Origin of the sequence: Wansuia hejianensis, assembly GCF_014337215.1 — a bacterium.
Taxonomy (GTDB): domain Bacteria; phylum Bacillota; class Clostridia; order Lachnospirales; family Lachnospiraceae; genus Scatomonas; species Scatomonas hejianensis.
The window spans coordinates 1,284,977-1,301,227 of the sequence record NZ_CP060635.1 but is presented as its reverse complement, the minus strand read 5'-3'; the positions used below and the strand labels follow the sequence as shown (position 1 = coordinate 1,301,227).

Here is a 16,251-nt window from a genome sequence, read left to right as displayed (position 1 = left end):
ACGGAAATGATTGAACTGATTTTATTTGACCTGGACGGGACGCTGACTGATTCGGCGCCGGGCATCACCCGGTGTGTCCAGTATGCGCTGAACTATCTGGGAAAGCCCAGATATTCCCCGGAAGAGCTCAACTGTTTTCTGGGCCCCCCGCTGCATGAGCAGTTTATGAAGTTTGCGGGGCTGACCAGTGAGGAAGCGGATACGGCTGTAGAGCAGTACAGGGAACGGTATAACGGGATCGGGATTTACGAAAATGAGGTCTACGAGGGAATCCCGGAGCTGCTGGGCCTTTTGAAGGAACATGGAAAGCTGCTGGGGGTGGCGTCCTCCAAGCCGCAGGTCTATGTGGAAGAAATTTTAAACCATTTTAAACTGGCCGGCTATTTTGACGCAGTGGTGGGCAGTGAACTGGATGGATCCAGGACAGACAAGGCAGAAGTCATTGAAGAAGCCCTCTGTCGCACAGGCTATGAACGGAAGCGCGACAGGGTGATCATGGTGGGAGACCGGAGCAATGATGCAGAAGGCGCCAGAAAATGCGGGATTGCCTGCATGGGAGCAGCGTATGGCTATGGAGGCCGTGAAGAACTGGAGGCGGCAGGAGCTGAATATATCGCAGAAACGGTGAAGGATCTGGGCATTCTGGCGGCAGAGGACGAAGCTGCCTCTCAGGAGAAAAAAGACGTAAAAAAACGTGTCCGCTACGGACAGGAGCTGAGCTGGGGCAGGAAGATCTGGGATATGCTGTATCCGATGGTATACTTTTTGCTGTGCATGGCTGCTGTTACGGTGGCGGCCCTGATCGTGGCCAGCCTGGTTACAGGCGTAAGGGGACTGGATACCGTACAGCTGGTGGCGCTGATACCGGGGCTGCCGCTGATGATTAATATTGGTTTTTATGGAATTACAGTTTTCAGCCAGCGGAAAAGCTATCTGATGGATCAGGTACGCTTCGGGACTTATGAGCGGGCCTGGAAAGTGGGAAAGATCATCTTAGCCTGCCTTCTGGCAGTCTGCATCGGGCATCTCTGGAGTACATTCATCGATCTGAGCGGGCTGGAGCATGTGTTTCCCGGATATGCGGAAAGCGCGGCAGGTGCCTTTGAAGGGCAAAATCCGCTGCTGCTGATCGCTGCCACGGTCCTTTTGGGGCCTGTGGCAGAGGAAATGATTTTCCGCGGCATGACTTACCGGAGGGTGAAAAATTATCTGGGCACTGGCTGGGCTGTGGGGATTTCAAGCGTCCTGTTCGGCATTTATCACGGAAATACGATCCAGTTTTTATACGCTGCCGTTTTAGGTATCCTTCTGGCCGTGCTCTATGAATACAGCCAGAGTCTGCTGGTGCCGGTCCTGGCACATATGGCCGCCAACCTGTGGGCGATTTACAGCGGCGGTTGCATCACACTGCTGGCCGGGATGATTCCTCAGGCGAAGATCCTATTGCTGGCGGCCGAGGGACTGGTGGCTGTCGTGTGTATTTTTGTCCTGTTCCTGAAACAGACGGGAGACAACAGGTAAAAAAGGGGAAAAATTAGAAAAAGCCTGTAAAAGTGCTTGTATCCACACTTTTTTTATGGTATAATTTGCACGTTGCGAAAAAGCACGCATGCGGATTTGAGGGACGGTGCCTGAAGGCTTCAGGTTTCCCAAAAGCTGAGACATGCGGAAGAATTTAACCAAAAGGAGAGAAACAAATGAGCGTAATTTCAATGAAACAGTTACTTGAAGCAGGTGTTCACTTCGGGCATCAGACCAGAAGATGGAACCCCAAGATGGCTCCGTACATCTACACAGAGCGTAATGGCATCTACATCATCGACCTGCAGAAATCTGTGGGAATGGTAGACGACGCTTACCGTGCGGTTGCAGATATTACTGCGGACGGAGGCACCATCCTTTTCGTGGGAACGAAGAAACAGGCTCAGGACGCCATCGCATTAGAGGCAGAGCGCTGCGGAATGTTCTATGTAAATGAGAGATGGCTGGGCGGTATGCTGACCAACTTCAAGACGATCCAGAGCAGGATCGGAAGGCTGAAAGAGATCGAGACCATGCAGGAAGACGGAACCTTCGACGTACTGCCGAAGAAAGAAGTCATTGCATTGAAGAAAGAATTAGAGAAGCTGCAGAAGAACCTGGGCGGCATCAAAGAGATGAAGAGAGTGCCGGACGCAATCTTCGTTGTTGATCCGAAGAAGGAGAGAATCTGCGTTCAGGAGGCTCATGCGCTGGGCATTCCGCTGATTGGAATCTGTGATACCAACTGTGATCCGGAAGAACTGGATTACGTAATTCCGGGCAATGATGACGCTATCCGTGCCGTAAAACTGATTGTTTCCAAGATGGCGGACGCCGTGATTGAAGCAAGACAGGGCGAGACCGCTGAGGATGCCGTATACGAAGAGGAAATGGAAGCAGCTGAAGCAGACGAGCAGGAATAATCTGAACAGATACGGAGGAATATAAAATGGCTATTACAGCAGCAATGGTAAAAGAATTGAGAGAGACAACCGGTGCCGGAATGATGGATTGCAAAAAGGCCCTGACCGCCACCGATGGAGATATGGGCAAGGCTGTTGAGTTCCTGAGAGAAAAGGGACTGGCAACCGCTCAGAAGAAGGCAGGGAGAATTGCGGCCGAAGGCATCGTTATGCTGAAGGTTACCGATGACTGCAAGAAGGCAGTGGCAGTGGAAGTAAACGCTGAGACTGATTTTGTTGCCAAGAACGAGAAGTTCCAGAGCTATGTTGCAGAGGTCTGCGACCAGGCTATGGATACGAAAGCCGCTGACATCGAAGCATTCCTGGCAGAGCCCTGGAAGTTTGATACGACCAAGACCGTAAACGAGGCTCTTGCAGGACAGATCGCCGTAATCGGTGAGAATATGAACATCCGCAGATTCACCCAGATGGAAGAAGCCAATGGTTTTGTTGCAGCTTATACTCATATGGGCGGAAAAATCGGCGTTCTCGTAGATGTGGAGACTGACATCGTAAATGATGCGGTAAAGGAGATGGGCAAGAACATTGCCATGCAGGCGGCAGCCCTGAAGCCGCTGTATACCAGCAGAGACGAAGTGTCTGAAGAGTATATCGCCCATGAAAAAGAGATCCTTTTGGCTCAGATCAAGAATGATCCGAAAGAATCCCAGAAGCCGGAGAAGGTGATCGAAGGCATGATTAACGGACGTATTAACAAAGAGCTGAAGGAAATCTGCCTGTTAGACCAGGTGTATGTAAAGGCAGAAGACGGGAAACAGTCTGTCAGCCAGTATATCGCTCAGGTCGCTAAGGAGAACAGTGCGAAGATCAGCGTAAAAGGATTTATCCGCTGGGAGACCGGTGAAGGCATCGAGAAGAAAGAAGAAGATTTTGCGGCTGAAGTTGCAAAGCAGATGGGACAGTAATTGCAATGAGTTTTAATTAATTATAGAAGACATCGCTATCTACAAAATAGGTAGTGATGTCTTTTTTTCGGCTTTGAAGTGGCTTTTAAATGCGGTTTGAGAATCCGGGCTGGAAAGGTCAGAGGCTTTATGACTGGGAAAAGCTGTCCTATTTGCCATAAGTTGAAGATTTTTCCTGAACAGTATGATAAAATTTAAATTTAATGCTGATTTTCCTGAAAGAATATGTTAGAATCAAAGGAAGCTGTAAATGGCTTAGATAGCTACGGGGATTATGGAGAACTGAAGCGGAGGGGCATTTTGGAGTTAAAGGATTTGAGGTATTTTCTGGAAATAGCGGATTCAAAAAGCATGCGAAAAGCTGCAGCGAATCTGTATATTTCACAGCCGAGCCTGACGAGGTCCGTGCACAATCTGGAAAATGAGATAGGAGCAGCTTTACTGGTGCGGACGAATAAAGGTGTGGAGACGACTGAGCTGGGAGAGGGAATCTATCATTATGCCCAGTCTATTTTGCAGCGGGTAGATGAGATTACTAAGCTGCGGACGGAAACGTTGAAGTATGCGGAAGCAAAAGTGAGCGCCGCGATCGGGGGGATCATCCTGCAGGATGATCTGATGCTCAGATATTATGAAACCATCCGGGCCAACCGCACGAAAATCGTGCTGCTGGAGACGTCTGTGGAGAAAGTGGTGGATCATGTGGCAGCGGGGGAGGCGGAGATAGGCATTGTCTCGATCAATAATATACAAGTAAGAGTTCTGAATAAGCTGGCGGAATTAAAGGACCTGAGCTATTATGAAATCGGAGAAGGCCCCCTCTATGTGCATGTGGGAAGAATGAATCCTCTGTATGGCCGAAGTGAAATTGAGGTTGCGGAACTGATGCCCTATGCACAGGTCAAGCTCCCACCGGACTATTTTTCAGATCTGAACTGTGCGATGCGTATTGCTGGGGAGGTTCGGATGATGGACTTCAATAGAACAATTACGATCAATAATTACCATGCGATTATCAATATGGTGAAAAGGACGGATGCGTTTATATTGGGAAACCAGTGGCAGAGAGTTGAGTTGGAAAAGGGGAATATATGCAGCATCAAGCTCAGAAACTGCAGAATCAGACAGAAGCTCATATGGATGAAATGCAGAAGGACGACATTGACGGAACGGTCGGAGGAGTTTCTGAATCTAATACTAAAATGCTACCGCGGGTTAAACGGCGATACTTAAAACGTATCGCTCACTTATGATATTTAGGCATTATCCAAATCAATGAAAACCAGGTATAATTATAAATAACTAATAAAACCCCCTGGGATGAATTGAGAGGAGAATGAAAGTGAAACGCATAATCAGTAAAAAAGGAATGGTGGGTGTGCTGACTGCATCGGCAATTGCCGCTACGATGGCAGGATCCTACGCAATATGGGATACCCTGGAGAGTACAGGTACAGCAACACTGACACTGGAGAAACCGGTAGTGGCGGAAACTGCGTTGGATGCTAACTTTGCAATAGATGGCACCAGAAAACTGGGAGAGACAGGTACGTATAAAAATACAGTAACATTCACGGTAGCGGACGCCAAGGATCTAACGAAGCTGCAGGCGAGTTTCGTGCCGATAATTAAAGATGCATCTAGCCAGGATTGCACCAGCCAGTTTACCATCAAGATATCTGAAGGTTCAACAGAATTAACATCTAATACGGATACAAGTGTCGATGCAAGCAATACTTATACTATAGAAGTGACACCGACTGAAGCTGCAGCTTCGCTGGCGGGGACAGCGTTGACGGTTGAAGTTAAAGGTACCTTATCAGAGAAATCAACTTCCTGACATACATAATGATTAAAAAAATTTTCAATTACTTATTTGACCTTTTATTTCTTTTGCTGACTGTATACATCGTACTAATACATGCTTGCCCGGAAAAGGTAAAAGAGTTTACCGGATATCAGACGTTCGTAATATTGACGGACAGTATGGAACCTGTAATTCCGACAGGCTCTTGCGTGTTAGTCAAAAATTTAAAAGAAAAAGAAGAACCTGAAGCGAACGATATCGTTTCATTTCGCGTGGACCGCCTGGGTGAACAGACGGTCTTTACGCATTATTTCCGGGAAAAGGAAACGGATGAGGATGGAAGGGTTCTCTATCACACGCAGGGAGTGACGGCAGACCGGTACGATGATTATAAAATATACAGAGAAGATCTGATCGGAACTTACGTATGGCATGTTCCCTATGTTGGGAAAGTTATGCTTTTTCTGCGAAGCCCGTTTGCATTGATAGAATTGGGAATCATCATGTTAATTCTGATTATTAACCGTTTGCTGTCGAACAAATTTACACGGGAAGAGGAAGCGTTGGCGGAAGCTGGTGTTCCTGAGAAGGGAGAGGCACTCGAATCAAAGGCGGCTGCCACTCGGGACAGTTTGATCGCAAAAGAATTGCCGAAGGACGGAAGAAGCTGAAAGAGGCGCCGTACAGGCTGTTGTAACTGAGCTGCCGCCCTTGAGACTCCGAACGCGCGCAGGGCGGCCGGAATGCCGCCCCAGTAGGTGCCAGAGCCATTGGAAGCGTAGCTGTGGGAGGCCTTCCACTGGGCGACGATCCAGGAATCCAGGTCCACGATGTCTGCCACTGAAGTAGAGCCGCAGCCGCTGGCGGCCATGAGCCCTCCTGCGTAGGGCAGGTTTGCCCATCGTGGGTCGTTCTGTCTATAATTTTTCATAGTGATTTTCCTTTTGTTATAATACGATTAAATCTTTCCAGGTGTTCGGGCCGCAGATGCCGTCGACGGTTAGCTGCCTCTCTTTCTGATAGGTGCGGACGGCGGCATCCATCTGGCTTCCGAAGATTCGGTCCAGCGCTCCGCCGTACAGTCCTCTGGCTTTCAGGATTTCTTCCAGAAGCAGCATATCGTTGCCGATATCGCCTGCGCGAACTTGTCTGCATGAGAACATATATTCAATTCATCCTTCTTGTTGATGGGTTGATCCGGCGTCATATCCTTCGGCGCTGATCCTTCTTTTAAAATCCCTCTAGGCAGCCTCGCTGCCGCTTTCGGAATACAAGCAGCATACGCCGGGGCAATACTTCCCGTTTACATCAAAGTGGCGGATGACCCGGCCGGCGGGGAGCACTGGCATTGCGGAAAAAATGCCTTTTCAATGATTCTTGCCGCGCCAGACGGGGTATGCTACAATAATAGGCAGAAAATTGAAGAAATACTTCAGAGCAAACCTTGACGCATGTCCTCAACAGGGGGATTAGACAAAAAAACTGACAGACGAAATCCTGAAACCGGCAAGGAGGAACTGAAACGGGGGCTTTTTGTGATTATCGGTCAGGAGCTGGATGAAGCCGCGCTGAATCATGCATTTATCTCCAGAAAACAGGTGAAAGCAGGAAGGCTGCGGATTTTGAATAAAAGGTTGAAAAATGTTTGTTTATTTGCTGCAAATACCGATAAAAAGCGATCTGGTTATTGAAAAAAGGCGGGCTTTCCGTTATAATAAAAACAGATTCCGAAAAGCGGAAAACAGTGAGATTTCATTCGGGTCGGAGGAGCCTGTGTGAATAATGTAGCAAAAAATAGACAGGGAGGCAAGTAATGAGACGAGTAGAGGAAATTATTCATGTTGTTCCGGAGGAAAGAGATGCCTATCTCCAGCAACACCTGAATCCATCGGAAAAAATTGCACAGATCCTTTGGATACACGGTATCCGCAATCAGTTTTATTTTAATCTGAACGATTTAATTTTGATGAGCTTTGAATATGTGGGCAGGCATTTCCATAAGGATATGGCAGCGATTGCCGCATATCCGGAGATGAAGGATTATCTCGTACAGAAGCGCCGTAAGGATGTGCCGGCAGAAGAACAGATGACTACGAACTGGTGGGCGCCGCTGAAACGGATAGGCAGCACCCTGACAGAGAGTCCGATGCCGGATGACGAAGAAGAGGAGCTGACTCTGGAAGAGCAATACCGCTCCATGGTAAGCGGATATATGGCTGAAGGCACCGTTGCTAATGATATATCCTATGATGAAGATGACTGGAGTGAGTCAATACATATCTAATTGAATGAGAAATGGGATGTCGGCATATGACCGCTTTGGTTGTGAACGGCATCCTTTTTTATTTCATAGTAAAGTTCATCCTATGAGATAAAACCCTCCGGGGGATGCACACTCCGCGCTAAGGAAATATGGCCGCTGAGGCGACCGCGCTCCGGCGCGAGCGTCCGGCTTGCCGGACTCTTTGTATTCTGCGGTTTTGGACGGAGGGATAGAGAAGGAGGGGGCGGGATATGCAAGATCGAATGCTGGGATCATCCCTTGCGGCATATGTGATCCCTGTGGTATAATTTGGAGGGCGCGTGAATTGGCCTGCATTCGCCGTGTTATGTGCAGCAGTACGACCTGCTGCGGAGCGTTTGGCCCGGCAGAGTCTCCGGTTATGGGGATGCTGTGTGGCATTTCTAAAGGCAGAGCCTGGGCGTCTGGCCGCTCAGATTATGACAGTGAACAGGAGAAGGAAAGATGGGGATTTTTCAGGATGCGTTGAATTTGATTGTAGAGTTTGCAATACTGGTTTTTGAATATATTGGCGTGGCGGTAATCCTTATGGCCGGAATCAAGGGAGTCGTCAACTATGTCACCAGAAACCCCAAGACAAGGCTGGATCTGGCGAAGGGCCTTGCGATGGGGCTGGAGTTTAAGCTGGGCAGTGAGATCCTGAGGACGGTAGTAGTGAGGGAAATGACAGAGCTGGTATTTGTCGCCGGGATTATAGCTCTGCGCGCTGTACTGACGGTGCTGATCCACTGGGAAATTAAAAATGAAGAAATGCAGGAACAGTCAGGAAAGGAAATACAACAGTAAAAGGAAGGGCAATGGAGAACAATACAGTTTCAATCATCATAATTGCAGTCTGTATCATACTATCCGGCTATTTTTCAGCCACAGAGACAGCATTTTCGTCGCTGAACGTGATCCGGATGAAAAATATGGCAGAAAAAGGTGACAAAAAAGCTTCGCTGGTGCTGAACCTGTTAGAAAATTTTGACAGCCTTTTGTCTACGATACTAGTAGGAAACAATATCGTGAATATATTTTGTGCATCGGTGGCGACACTGCTGTTCGTGCGCCTGATCGGGGAGGATGCCGGCGCCAGCATGTCAACGGCGGTCACTACAATTCTGGTGTTGATTTTCGGAGAGGTATCGCCTAAAAGCATTGCCAAAGAATCGCCTGAGAAATTCGCAATGTTTTCCGCACCAATCATCCGGGTTTTATATATCGTACTGACTCCCGTCAATTTTCTGTTCAGACAGTGGAAAAAGCTGCTTTCCCGGCTGTTCCGGTCTGAAAAGGGGACTTCTATTACCGGTGAAGAGCTGATGACAATTGTGGAGACGGCAGAGCAGGAAGGCGGCATCAATGAGCAGGAAGGAGCCATCATCCGTAACGCCATAGATTTTTCAGATCTGGAGGCTATGGATGTTTTTACGCCCAGAGTGGATGTGGCCGGAATTCCGGCAGAGTCTTCCAAAGAAGAGATTGCCAGGATTTTCAGAGAGACAGGCTACTCCCGGCTTCCGGTCTATGAGGATACTCTGGATAATATTGTCGGCATCATCAATCAGAAGGATTTTTATAATTTTGCCTATGATTCAGAACAGGATATCCGGTCGATTATACAAAAGCCATTGTTTATCGCCCGCCAGAAAAGGGTGGGAAGCCTTTTAAAAGAGTTCCAGCAGCAGCAGAACCATTTTGCGGTGGTTATTGACGAATTCGGCGGAACGCTGGGAATCCTCACCCTGGAAGACATTCTGGAAGAACTGGTCGGTGAAATATGGGATGAAAATGAAACTGCAGTAACGGAGATTGACAGGATATCAGAACGGGAATACCTGGTACTTGGAGATACCAATGTGGAGAAATTATTTGAACAGCTGGACCGGGAGCAGGAGTTTGAGACAACTTCTGTCAGCGGATGGGTGATGGGCGAACTGGGAAGGATTCCAAAGGCAGAGGATACCTTTGAATACCAGGGGCTGGAGGTCACAGTTCTCACAATGGCAGGAAAGCGCGTTGGGAAAGTGCGCATCCGGATTCTGCCGGAGGACGGGCAGGAGGAATAAAAGCGGACGGGAACGGGGCCGGCATGGCGAAGGAGAGTGATTAGTGATGGATGCACATGAGATACTTCAGAAAGTCAGGAACGGGGAGGTGTCGGTGGAAGAGGCGGAAGGCTTTTTCCGGAGACAGCCCTTTGAGGAGCTGGAATATGCAAAGCTGGATACGCACAGAAAAATGCGTTCCGGTTTTGCTGAAGTCATATATTGCAGCGGAAAAGCGGATCAGCACCTGATTCATATATTCGGGAGGATCTACCGGGAGGAAGGCGAGGTGCTGGGGACGAGAGCGTCAGAAATGCAGTATCAAATCCTGAAAGAGCATTTCCCGGAGACCGTCTATGATCCCGTATCCCGTATTATCAAGATTGAAAGGGACGGTAAAAGACGGGTCGGAAGCATTGCTGTGTGCACGGCGGGGACTGCAGACATTCCGGTTGCCGAGGAAGCCGCCCAGACGGCTGAATTCTTTGGCAGCCATGTGGAACGTGTCTATGACGTTGGAGTATCTGGGCTTCACCGCCTTCTGTCCCGGCTGGAGGTCATACAGAGTGCGAACTGTGTGGTGGCTGTCGCGGGAATGGAGGGAGCTCTGGCCAGTGTGCTGGGCGGAATGGTGGATAAGCCGGTGATCGCCGTGCCGACCTCTGTGGGATATGGAGCCAACCTTCACGGGATTTCTGCCCTGCTGACCATGATCAACTCCTGTGCCAACGGAATTGCAGTTGTCAACATAGACAACGGGTACGGCGCAGGATATCTGGCTACCCAGATTAACAGGATGGGGGTAAAGGCGCATGAGTAAGACAATCTATCTGGAATGCAGCAGAGGTATCAGCGGGGATATGTTCGCCGCGGCTCTTCTGGATCTGGGCGCCGATCCGGAAATTTTACGGAAGCAGCTTGACAGCCTGTCAATAGAAGGCGCTGATATAAAGATCAGCCGGGTGAAAAAGGCAGGACTGGACGTCTGTGATTTCGACGTAGTGCTGGATAAGGTACATGAGAACCATGACCATGACATGCATTATCTGTATGGCAGCCACGGCGGAGGTTTGGAAAAGCAGGCAAAGGCCTGCGAGCCTGAGGGAGCGGGAGGCGGGGCGGATAGCCATCATAAATCCGGTTTTGAACACGATCATGGGCAGAATCATGAATACTCGCATGAACACAGGGGGCTAACGGAAATTCTGGAAATTCTCAGGAGAGGAAGCCTGTCGAAGGGAGCTGCCGCGCTGGCGGAAAAGATTTTCCGGATTCTCGCGGGGGCAGAGGCGAAAGCGCACGGTGTCCCGGAAGAGCAGGTACATTTTCATGAGGTGGGAGCAGTTGACTCGATTCTGGACATAGCCGCCGCTGCCATCTGCATGGATAATCTGGGCATAACACATGTGATCATACCTCAGATTAATGAAGGGAGGGGGGCTGTCAGATGCCGCCACGGTGTCCTGCCGGTTCCGGTTCCTGCTGTAGTTAATATTGCGGCTGACTATGGCCTGCCTCTGCATATCATGGAGGAAGAAGGGGAATTCGTCACTCCGACAGGCGCTGCGATTGCAGCGGCCATCCGTACCGGAGGAAAACTTCCGGAGCGTTTTACAGTGAAAAGGACCGGCATGGGTGCCGGAAAGAGAGCTTATGAGAAGCCGGGAATCCTGCGTGCATTTTTGATTGAAGAGGAAACAGAGGTGGAATCGGACAGAATCTGCAAGCTGGAGAGCAATATTGATGACTGCACGGGAGAAGCTCTGGGGTTTGTGATGGAACGGCTTCTGCAGGCCGGCGCCAGAGATGTCCATTATACGCCGGTCTATATGAAGAAGAACAGGCCGGCCTACCAACTGGACGTAATCTGCAATCCCTCTGATGTTCCGGCAATGGAGAGGATTATTTTTCAGGAAACGTCTACCATTGGCATCCGCCGGATGGAAATGGACCGGTCGGTTCTGAACCGGTCTGCCGGGACGGTGAAGACTGTCTGGGGAGAGGTTCGTGTAAAGATCTGCCGTTTGCCAGAGGGGGTACGCTGTTATCCTGAATATGAGGATGTGGCGTCTCTCTGCAGAGACCATGGAATCGCCTATCCGGATGTATATCAGGAAGTGTTGCGGGAATGCGGGGATTGCTATGGCGGATTATGAACAGAAAAAAGAACGTTTGCTGACCAGGATGGAGGAATTGTCCTGCCAGGATCTCACAGTGGCATTTTCCGGAGGAGTCGACAGCAGTCTGCTGCTCCGCTTGGCCTGCGGGTATGCTGCCGGGAGCAAGCGCAGGATATATGCTGTCACCGCCCAATCTGAACTCATGCCGGAGCAAGACCTTGCGATCGCGGAGCGGGTGGCAGGGGAGGCCGGTGCGCTCCATCACATCCTGCGGCTGCGGGAGCTGCAGGAGGCTGGGGTCCGTGAAAATTCCAGGGACAGATGTTATCTCTGCAAGCATTACCTGTTCCGGAGGATTCTGGAGTTTTCGGCGGAGAAGGGTGTGAAAACGGTGCTGGAGGGAACCAATGAGGATGATCTGCACGTATATCGCCCCGGCATCCGGGCAGTCCGTGAGCTGGGTGTCCTTAGTCCGCTGGCGGAAGCTGGGCTGACGAAGCAGGAGGTCAGGAGGATGGCTGCGGAATATGGAATTTCAGTCGCCGCCCGTCCGTCCGCGCCTTGTCTGGCCACGCGTTTTCCCTATGGAACTGCGCTGTCACTTCCGGAGCTGAAAAGAGTGGAAAAAGGAGAAGCCTATTTGCGCAGCCTTGGTTTTAGGAATGTCAGACTGCGGGTCTATGGATGCCTGGTGAGAATAGAGGTTGATGCGGAGGATCTGGAAGGACTTCTGGATCGCAGGCTGGAAGCGGCCGCTTTCCTGAAGGAACTGGGATACCAGTATGTGACCCTGGATCTGGAAGGCTTCCGCTCAGGAAGCATGGATATGGATTGAAAGCGGGTTTAACAGAGACGCGGTCAAAAAAGCTGCCCCGGCACCAGTGTGAAGTGCGAGAGGGCAGCTTTTATATTCAGTTTTGTATTCAGGCGGCGCTGATCTTCACGCGGCCTGGTTTAGCCAGGGCTATGTGCAGCTGGAAAAGTTCCATCGTTGCACAGATTTTATCTGCGCAGGTGATCAGCCATGCCTCTTTGCTGGTTGGAAGCGGACCCAGAGGGAACATGTGCGAAAGAATCGCGTTAGCCTCCTTCTCAGAAATATTAAAGTGGTTCGTACTGTTGTAGGCAGCTACCTTGGGATGATAAAAAGCCTGCAGCTCCCTGGTAGGCTGCTTATCCCTGAAATCGTACAGGAAAAAATCGTGAAGCAGGCCTGCACGGGCGGCAGCGCGGGCATCACAGCGGAATCTTCTGGCAAGGCACCAGGAAATATACGAAACGTTCAGGCTGTGCATGAAACGCGTTGTCTTCAGGTGCTGGCGAAAACAATTCAGCTTCTTAAACTCCCGGTCTTCCAGGATATCCCGTACGACTTCCAGAAATTCTGAGTCGATATCTTCCGAAACGGTAATGTCCATCGGCAATCACTTCTTTCTATATTTGATAATTACAGTATGAGACAGGTAGACATAAAAAGTCAATGACTTTAGAAAAAAATAATAATTACCCGGCAGTACCCGTGTCCGTCTCTCCATAGCTGCTGTTAATCAGAATCAGCCCGGCCCTGAAGAGTCGCATGATCTGCCAGATGCCAACGCCCTCCATGCCGGAGTCTCTGGTGAGGGCCAGTTTTTCACTCCAGCTTCTGACGTCTTCAAACCAGACAACGTGTTCTGTCCCATCCTTCGTGTAGTAGAAGTACGGGGAGCGTGCAACCGGATCATATTCAATGGGAACGCCGTTTTGGACAGCGATCTGGACAGCCTCTACATTTCCGATCGTTACAGCGGAGGTAATGCCCTTTTGGTAGGGCAGGGGCCAGTCATAGCCGTAATTAGCCAGGCCCAGGCTCAGTTTTCCAGGTGGGATAACTCCGGTAGCATATGTGACCACCCGGCGAACCTGGTCCAGAGGGGCTACGGCCATCGGCGGGCCATAGCGGTATCCCCATTCATAGGTCATCAGAAGAGCGTGATTGGCTGCAGCCCCGAGAGCCTGGAAGTCTTTGCCGTCGAAGAGGACGCCTGTCTGTGTGGCTGAGACTTTGGGGGCCAGAGCCACCGAAACCTGGCCGCCTTGGCGGTTCATGGCCGCTGTCAGTTCACTGACAAAAGCTGTGAAAGCATCCCGGTCCTCCTTCAGGATATATTCAAAATCCACATTTACGCCGCCGAACCCCTTTTCCGGTACGATCTGCAGAAGCTGGGAGATCAGGTTGTTTTTTGCGGTTTCGCTCTGCACCATGGAATGGATCAGTGCATTGTTAAAGTTTCCGTCTGGCCCGAAAGGCGTCAGAGTTAGAATCGGAGTGACGCCGGCGGAAACAGCCACAGTAATCATCCAACTGTCGTCCAGGGCGGGCGGAAGGAGTTCCCCATTGCCTGTAAATCCATAGGAGAAAACAGGAAGCTCCTGAAGATAGGGGAGGGACTGCTCCAGAACCCATGGCGAAATGAATGGGTAAGCATATCCTGCTGTCCTCAGAAAATATTGCGCAGCTGCCGGGGATTCTTCCGTAAGCAGAAGGGACTGTCCGACAGCCAGTTCATAAGGTGGAATTAGTTGGTTGACATAAGCAATTGTATCCGCAGAGAGCTGATAAGCGGCAGATATTGAATACAGGCTGTCGCCTGGCTGAACAGTATAGATCTGCATGTTGTCTCCGGAACATAGTTTCTTTTTATTATATGCGAATAGTTCCGGCTTGAGTGCAGATTAGAAAGAATGTATAATGAGAAGTACAGATGGAAAGGGGATGAATGTCATATGAAGAAAATAGGCTGGATCGGAACAGGGATCATGGGAGCGGCAATGGTGCGGAATTTGATGAAAGCAGGGTATGAAATGTATGTCTATAACCGTACTAAGGAGAAAGCGGCGCCGCTTTTGGAACAGGGGGCTCACTGGTGCGCCAGTCCCGGGGAGTGTGCAAAACAGTGTGAGGCTGTGGTCACGATCGTAGGATATCCTGCGGATGTGAAGGCGTTATATCTGGGAGAGGACGGGATTTTGGAACACGCGGGACAGGGGACATATGTAGTCGATATGACCACCTCATCTCCTTCCCTGGCGGAAGAGATCTTCGAGGAAGCCCGCAGGAGAGGGGTCCATGCACTGGATGCTCCTGTCACAGGCGGAGATACCGGCGCGAAGGCAGGCACGCTGACGATACTGGCCGGAGGGCGGGAAGAGGATTTTCAGGCGGTTCTGCCAATATTGGAGGCGATGGGGAAAAAGATTTTTTATATGGGAGGACCCGGAGCAGGCCAGAAGACGAAGCTGTGCAACCAGATTGCCATTGCAGGGGCACTTGCCGGAGCCTGTGAGGCGATATCTTATGCGGAGCTGTCCGGTCTGGACGCTGAACGGGTGCTGGGAGCCATATCCACAGGTGCGGCAGGCAGCTTCCAGATGAGTAATGTGGCAGCAAAAGGGCTGGCAGGAGATTACACGCCGGGTTTTATGCTGAAGCATTTCATCAAGGATATGCGGCTGGGGGCGGAAGCTTCAGAGAGCTGCGGAGGGAGCCTGAAGGTGCTCTCTCAGGTGCTGAAGGAGTGTGGCGTTTTGGAAGAAAAAGGGTTAGGAGAAGAGGGGACGCAGGCTCTGCTGAAGTATTATAGGGACAGGTCATAAAAGAGCCGCTTACGCCAAGAAGACAATCTATTGATCGAATGATAAAATGGAAGCTTGTTCAGGCAGTAACATAGAAATGCCTGAACAAGCCCCAAAGTGATGTTACATAACTTTTTCTTATGTTATATTTTCCCTATCATCATGATTGTACGATCTACCCGGTCTAAATGATTTTTTAATTCGAGAAGAGCTATACTTTTTTTTCGTGCAAAGATATACTCCAAAAGGCGGAGATGTTCTGCCCTTGATAAATAATTGTCTTCCATGTTATCGTCGTAGATAATGCACAGGGAGAACAGATCTTTGATTTGGTTGTAGTGGTCCAGAAGATAGGGATTTTTAGAGGCCTTCACAAAACTGGAATGAAGAGCGGCATCATCTTTTTGGTATTGGAGGTTATCAAAGTGATCGCCGGTATTCTGCTGTATGCGTTGATATAGTTCATGTAGTTTTTCCAGATCCAGAGAATCAAAAAAATTATCCAGACAATACATCTCGAACATACGTCTGCAGCTGGAGATTTGAATTAATTCTTCTGGCGTATAGCTTGCAACAAAATAGCCCACCCGTGCTTTATTGACGACCAGCTTTTTGTCGCAGAGTTCACGAAGTGCCTGGCGTACAGGCATTGCACTTACGCCATAGTTTTGCGCTATTTCCTTAGTGGGAATCTGTTGGCCGGATGTCAGTTCTTTATTCATAATCATTTCTAATATCAGATTGGCAAATTGTTCTGCCAGACTGTTTGTATTAATATCCATGTTTGTAAATCCTCCTGTATGTATAAAAATATAGCCTTTTTCTAAAGGAAAGTCAATGTATAAATTGGAAATCTGAAATCTCAGATTTCAGATGGTACTATTTTCACAAAAATTTAGTTAAAATTTGGTAGAGTTATGCATTGACATATGAATTATATTTATTTATTATTTAATCAACGGATATCT

General features: G+C 49.5%; 17 protein-coding genes. 13 read left to right on the top strand and 4 right to left on the bottom strand.

Translation table 11 applies throughout. The features are described 5' to 3' along the window. Nucleotides 1–6: 6 nt before the first annotated feature. From H9Q79_RS18340 to H9Q79_RS05960, 6 genes are all read left to right on the top strand, one after another. On the top strand, nucleotides 7–1,521 hold the full coding sequence (locus H9Q79_RS18340) for an HAD hydrolase-like protein (RefSeq protein ID WP_330596939.1): 1,515 nt from the start codon (nucleotides 7–9) through the stop codon (nucleotides 1,519–1,521). A gap of 176 nt (nucleotides 1,522–1,697) precedes the next feature. Beyond that, nucleotides 1,698–2,444: a 30S ribosomal protein S2 gene (gene rpsB / locus H9Q79_RS05980; RefSeq protein WP_118643857.1), complete on the top strand. Its 747-nt coding sequence runs from the start codon at nucleotides 1,698–1,700 to the stop codon at nucleotides 2,442–2,444. 26 nt (nucleotides 2,445–2,470) lie between these two features. After that, nucleotides 2,471–3,409, top strand: a complete 939-nt coding sequence (gene tsf, locus H9Q79_RS05975) for a translation elongation factor Ts (protein ID WP_249329408.1) — start codon at nucleotides 2,471–2,473, stop codon at nucleotides 3,407–3,409. Between the two features lie 225 nt (nucleotides 3,410–3,634). Beyond that, a complete protein-coding gene (locus H9Q79_RS05970; RefSeq protein WP_249329407.1) occupies nucleotides 3,635–4,642 on the top strand; it encodes a LysR family transcriptional regulator in 1,008 nt (335 codons plus the stop codon). Between the two features lie 109 nt (nucleotides 4,643–4,751). After that, nucleotides 4,752–5,249, top strand: coding sequence for a hypothetical protein (locus H9Q79_RS05965; protein ID WP_147371424.1), 498 nt, complete (start codon nucleotides 4,752–4,754; stop codon nucleotides 5,247–5,249). Nucleotides 5,250–5,257: 8 nt separating this feature from the next. Further along, nucleotides 5,258–5,887 carry a signal peptidase I gene (locus H9Q79_RS05960; protein WP_249329406.1) on the top strand — a complete coding sequence of 210 codons (630 nt, stop codon included), beginning with the start codon at nucleotides 5,258–5,260 and terminating at the stop codon, nucleotides 5,885–5,887. A 276-nt stretch (nucleotides 5,888–6,163) separates the two neighbouring features. Here the strand turns inward: H9Q79_RS05960 and H9Q79_RS05955 are convergent, their stop codons facing one another. Then, nucleotides 6,164–6,379, bottom strand: coding sequence for a peptidoglycan-binding domain-containing protein (locus tag H9Q79_RS05955; protein ID WP_118643865.1), 216 nt, complete (start codon nucleotides 6,377–6,379; stop codon nucleotides 6,164–6,166). A 650-nt stretch (nucleotides 6,380–7,029) separates the two neighbouring features. On the opposite strand from H9Q79_RS05955, the gene H9Q79_RS05950 reads away from it, so the two are divergent. From H9Q79_RS05950 to larE, 6 genes are all read left to right on the top strand, one after another. Next, nucleotides 7,030–7,500 carry an L-rhamnose mutarotase gene (locus H9Q79_RS05950; RefSeq protein WP_118643869.1) on the top strand — a complete coding sequence of 157 codons (471 nt, stop codon included), beginning with the start codon at nucleotides 7,030–7,032 and terminating at the stop codon, nucleotides 7,498–7,500. 462 nt (nucleotides 7,501–7,962) lie between these two features. Further along, nucleotides 7,963–8,304 (top strand): DUF1622 domain-containing protein, encoded by a 342-nt coding sequence (locus tag H9Q79_RS05945; RefSeq protein WP_118643871.1) that lies wholly within the window; start codon nucleotides 7,963–7,965, stop codon nucleotides 8,302–8,304. Between the two features lie 11 nt (nucleotides 8,305–8,315). Then, nucleotides 8,316–9,569: an HlyC/CorC family transporter gene (locus H9Q79_RS05940; protein ID WP_249329405.1), complete on the top strand. Its 1,254-nt coding sequence runs from the start codon at nucleotides 8,316–8,318 to the stop codon at nucleotides 9,567–9,569. Nucleotides 9,570–9,615: 46 nt separating this feature from the next. Then, complete coding sequence (larB, locus tag H9Q79_RS05935) at nucleotides 9,616–10,368, top strand: nickel pincer cofactor biosynthesis protein LarB (protein WP_249329404.1); 753 nt, start codon at nucleotides 9,616–9,618, stop codon at nucleotides 10,366–10,368. Beyond that, entirely contained in the window at nucleotides 10,361–11,704 is a 1,344-nt protein-coding gene (larC, locus tag H9Q79_RS05930; RefSeq protein WP_118643875.1) for a nickel pincer cofactor biosynthesis protein LarC, read from the top strand. Before larB ends, larC begins: the two co-directional genes overlap by 8 nt. Then, a complete protein-coding gene (gene larE / locus H9Q79_RS05925) occupies nucleotides 11,691–12,503 on the top strand; it encodes an ATP-dependent sacrificial sulfur transferase LarE (RefSeq protein WP_118643877.1) in 813 nt (270 codons plus the stop codon). The genes larC and larE overlap by 14 nt, the downstream gene beginning before the upstream one ends. 88 nt (nucleotides 12,504–12,591) lie before the next feature. Here the strand turns inward: larE and H9Q79_RS05920 are convergent, their stop codons facing one another. Together H9Q79_RS05920 and H9Q79_RS05915 are read right to left on the bottom strand one after the other, a co-directional pair. Continuing rightward, nucleotides 12,592–13,086 (bottom strand): HD domain-containing protein, encoded by a 495-nt coding sequence (locus tag H9Q79_RS05920; RefSeq protein ID WP_249329403.1) that lies wholly within the window; start codon nucleotides 13,084–13,086, stop codon nucleotides 12,592–12,594. Nucleotides 13,087–13,171: 85 nt separating this feature from the next. After that, the gene (locus H9Q79_RS05915; protein ID WP_249329402.1) at nucleotides 13,172–14,323 is read right to left on the bottom strand and encodes a glycosyl hydrolase family 18 protein; all 1,152 of its coding nucleotides are present in this window, start codon (nucleotides 14,321–14,323) and stop codon (nucleotides 13,172–13,174) included. A 69-nt stretch (nucleotides 14,324–14,392) separates the two neighbouring features. On the opposite strand from H9Q79_RS05915, the gene H9Q79_RS05910 reads away from it, so the two are divergent. Then, nucleotides 14,393–15,304, top strand: coding sequence for an NAD(P)-dependent oxidoreductase (locus H9Q79_RS05910; protein WP_330596938.1), 912 nt, complete (start codon nucleotides 14,393–14,395; stop codon nucleotides 15,302–15,304). Nucleotides 15,305–15,426: 122 nt separating this feature from the next. On the opposite strand, the gene H9Q79_RS05905 is transcribed toward H9Q79_RS05910, so the two are convergent. Continuing rightward, on the bottom strand, nucleotides 15,427–16,065 hold the full coding sequence (locus H9Q79_RS05905; RefSeq protein ID WP_249329400.1) for a GntR family transcriptional regulator: 639 nt from the start codon (nucleotides 16,063–16,065) through the stop codon (nucleotides 15,427–15,429). Nucleotides 16,066–16,251 lie beyond the last annotated feature (186 nt).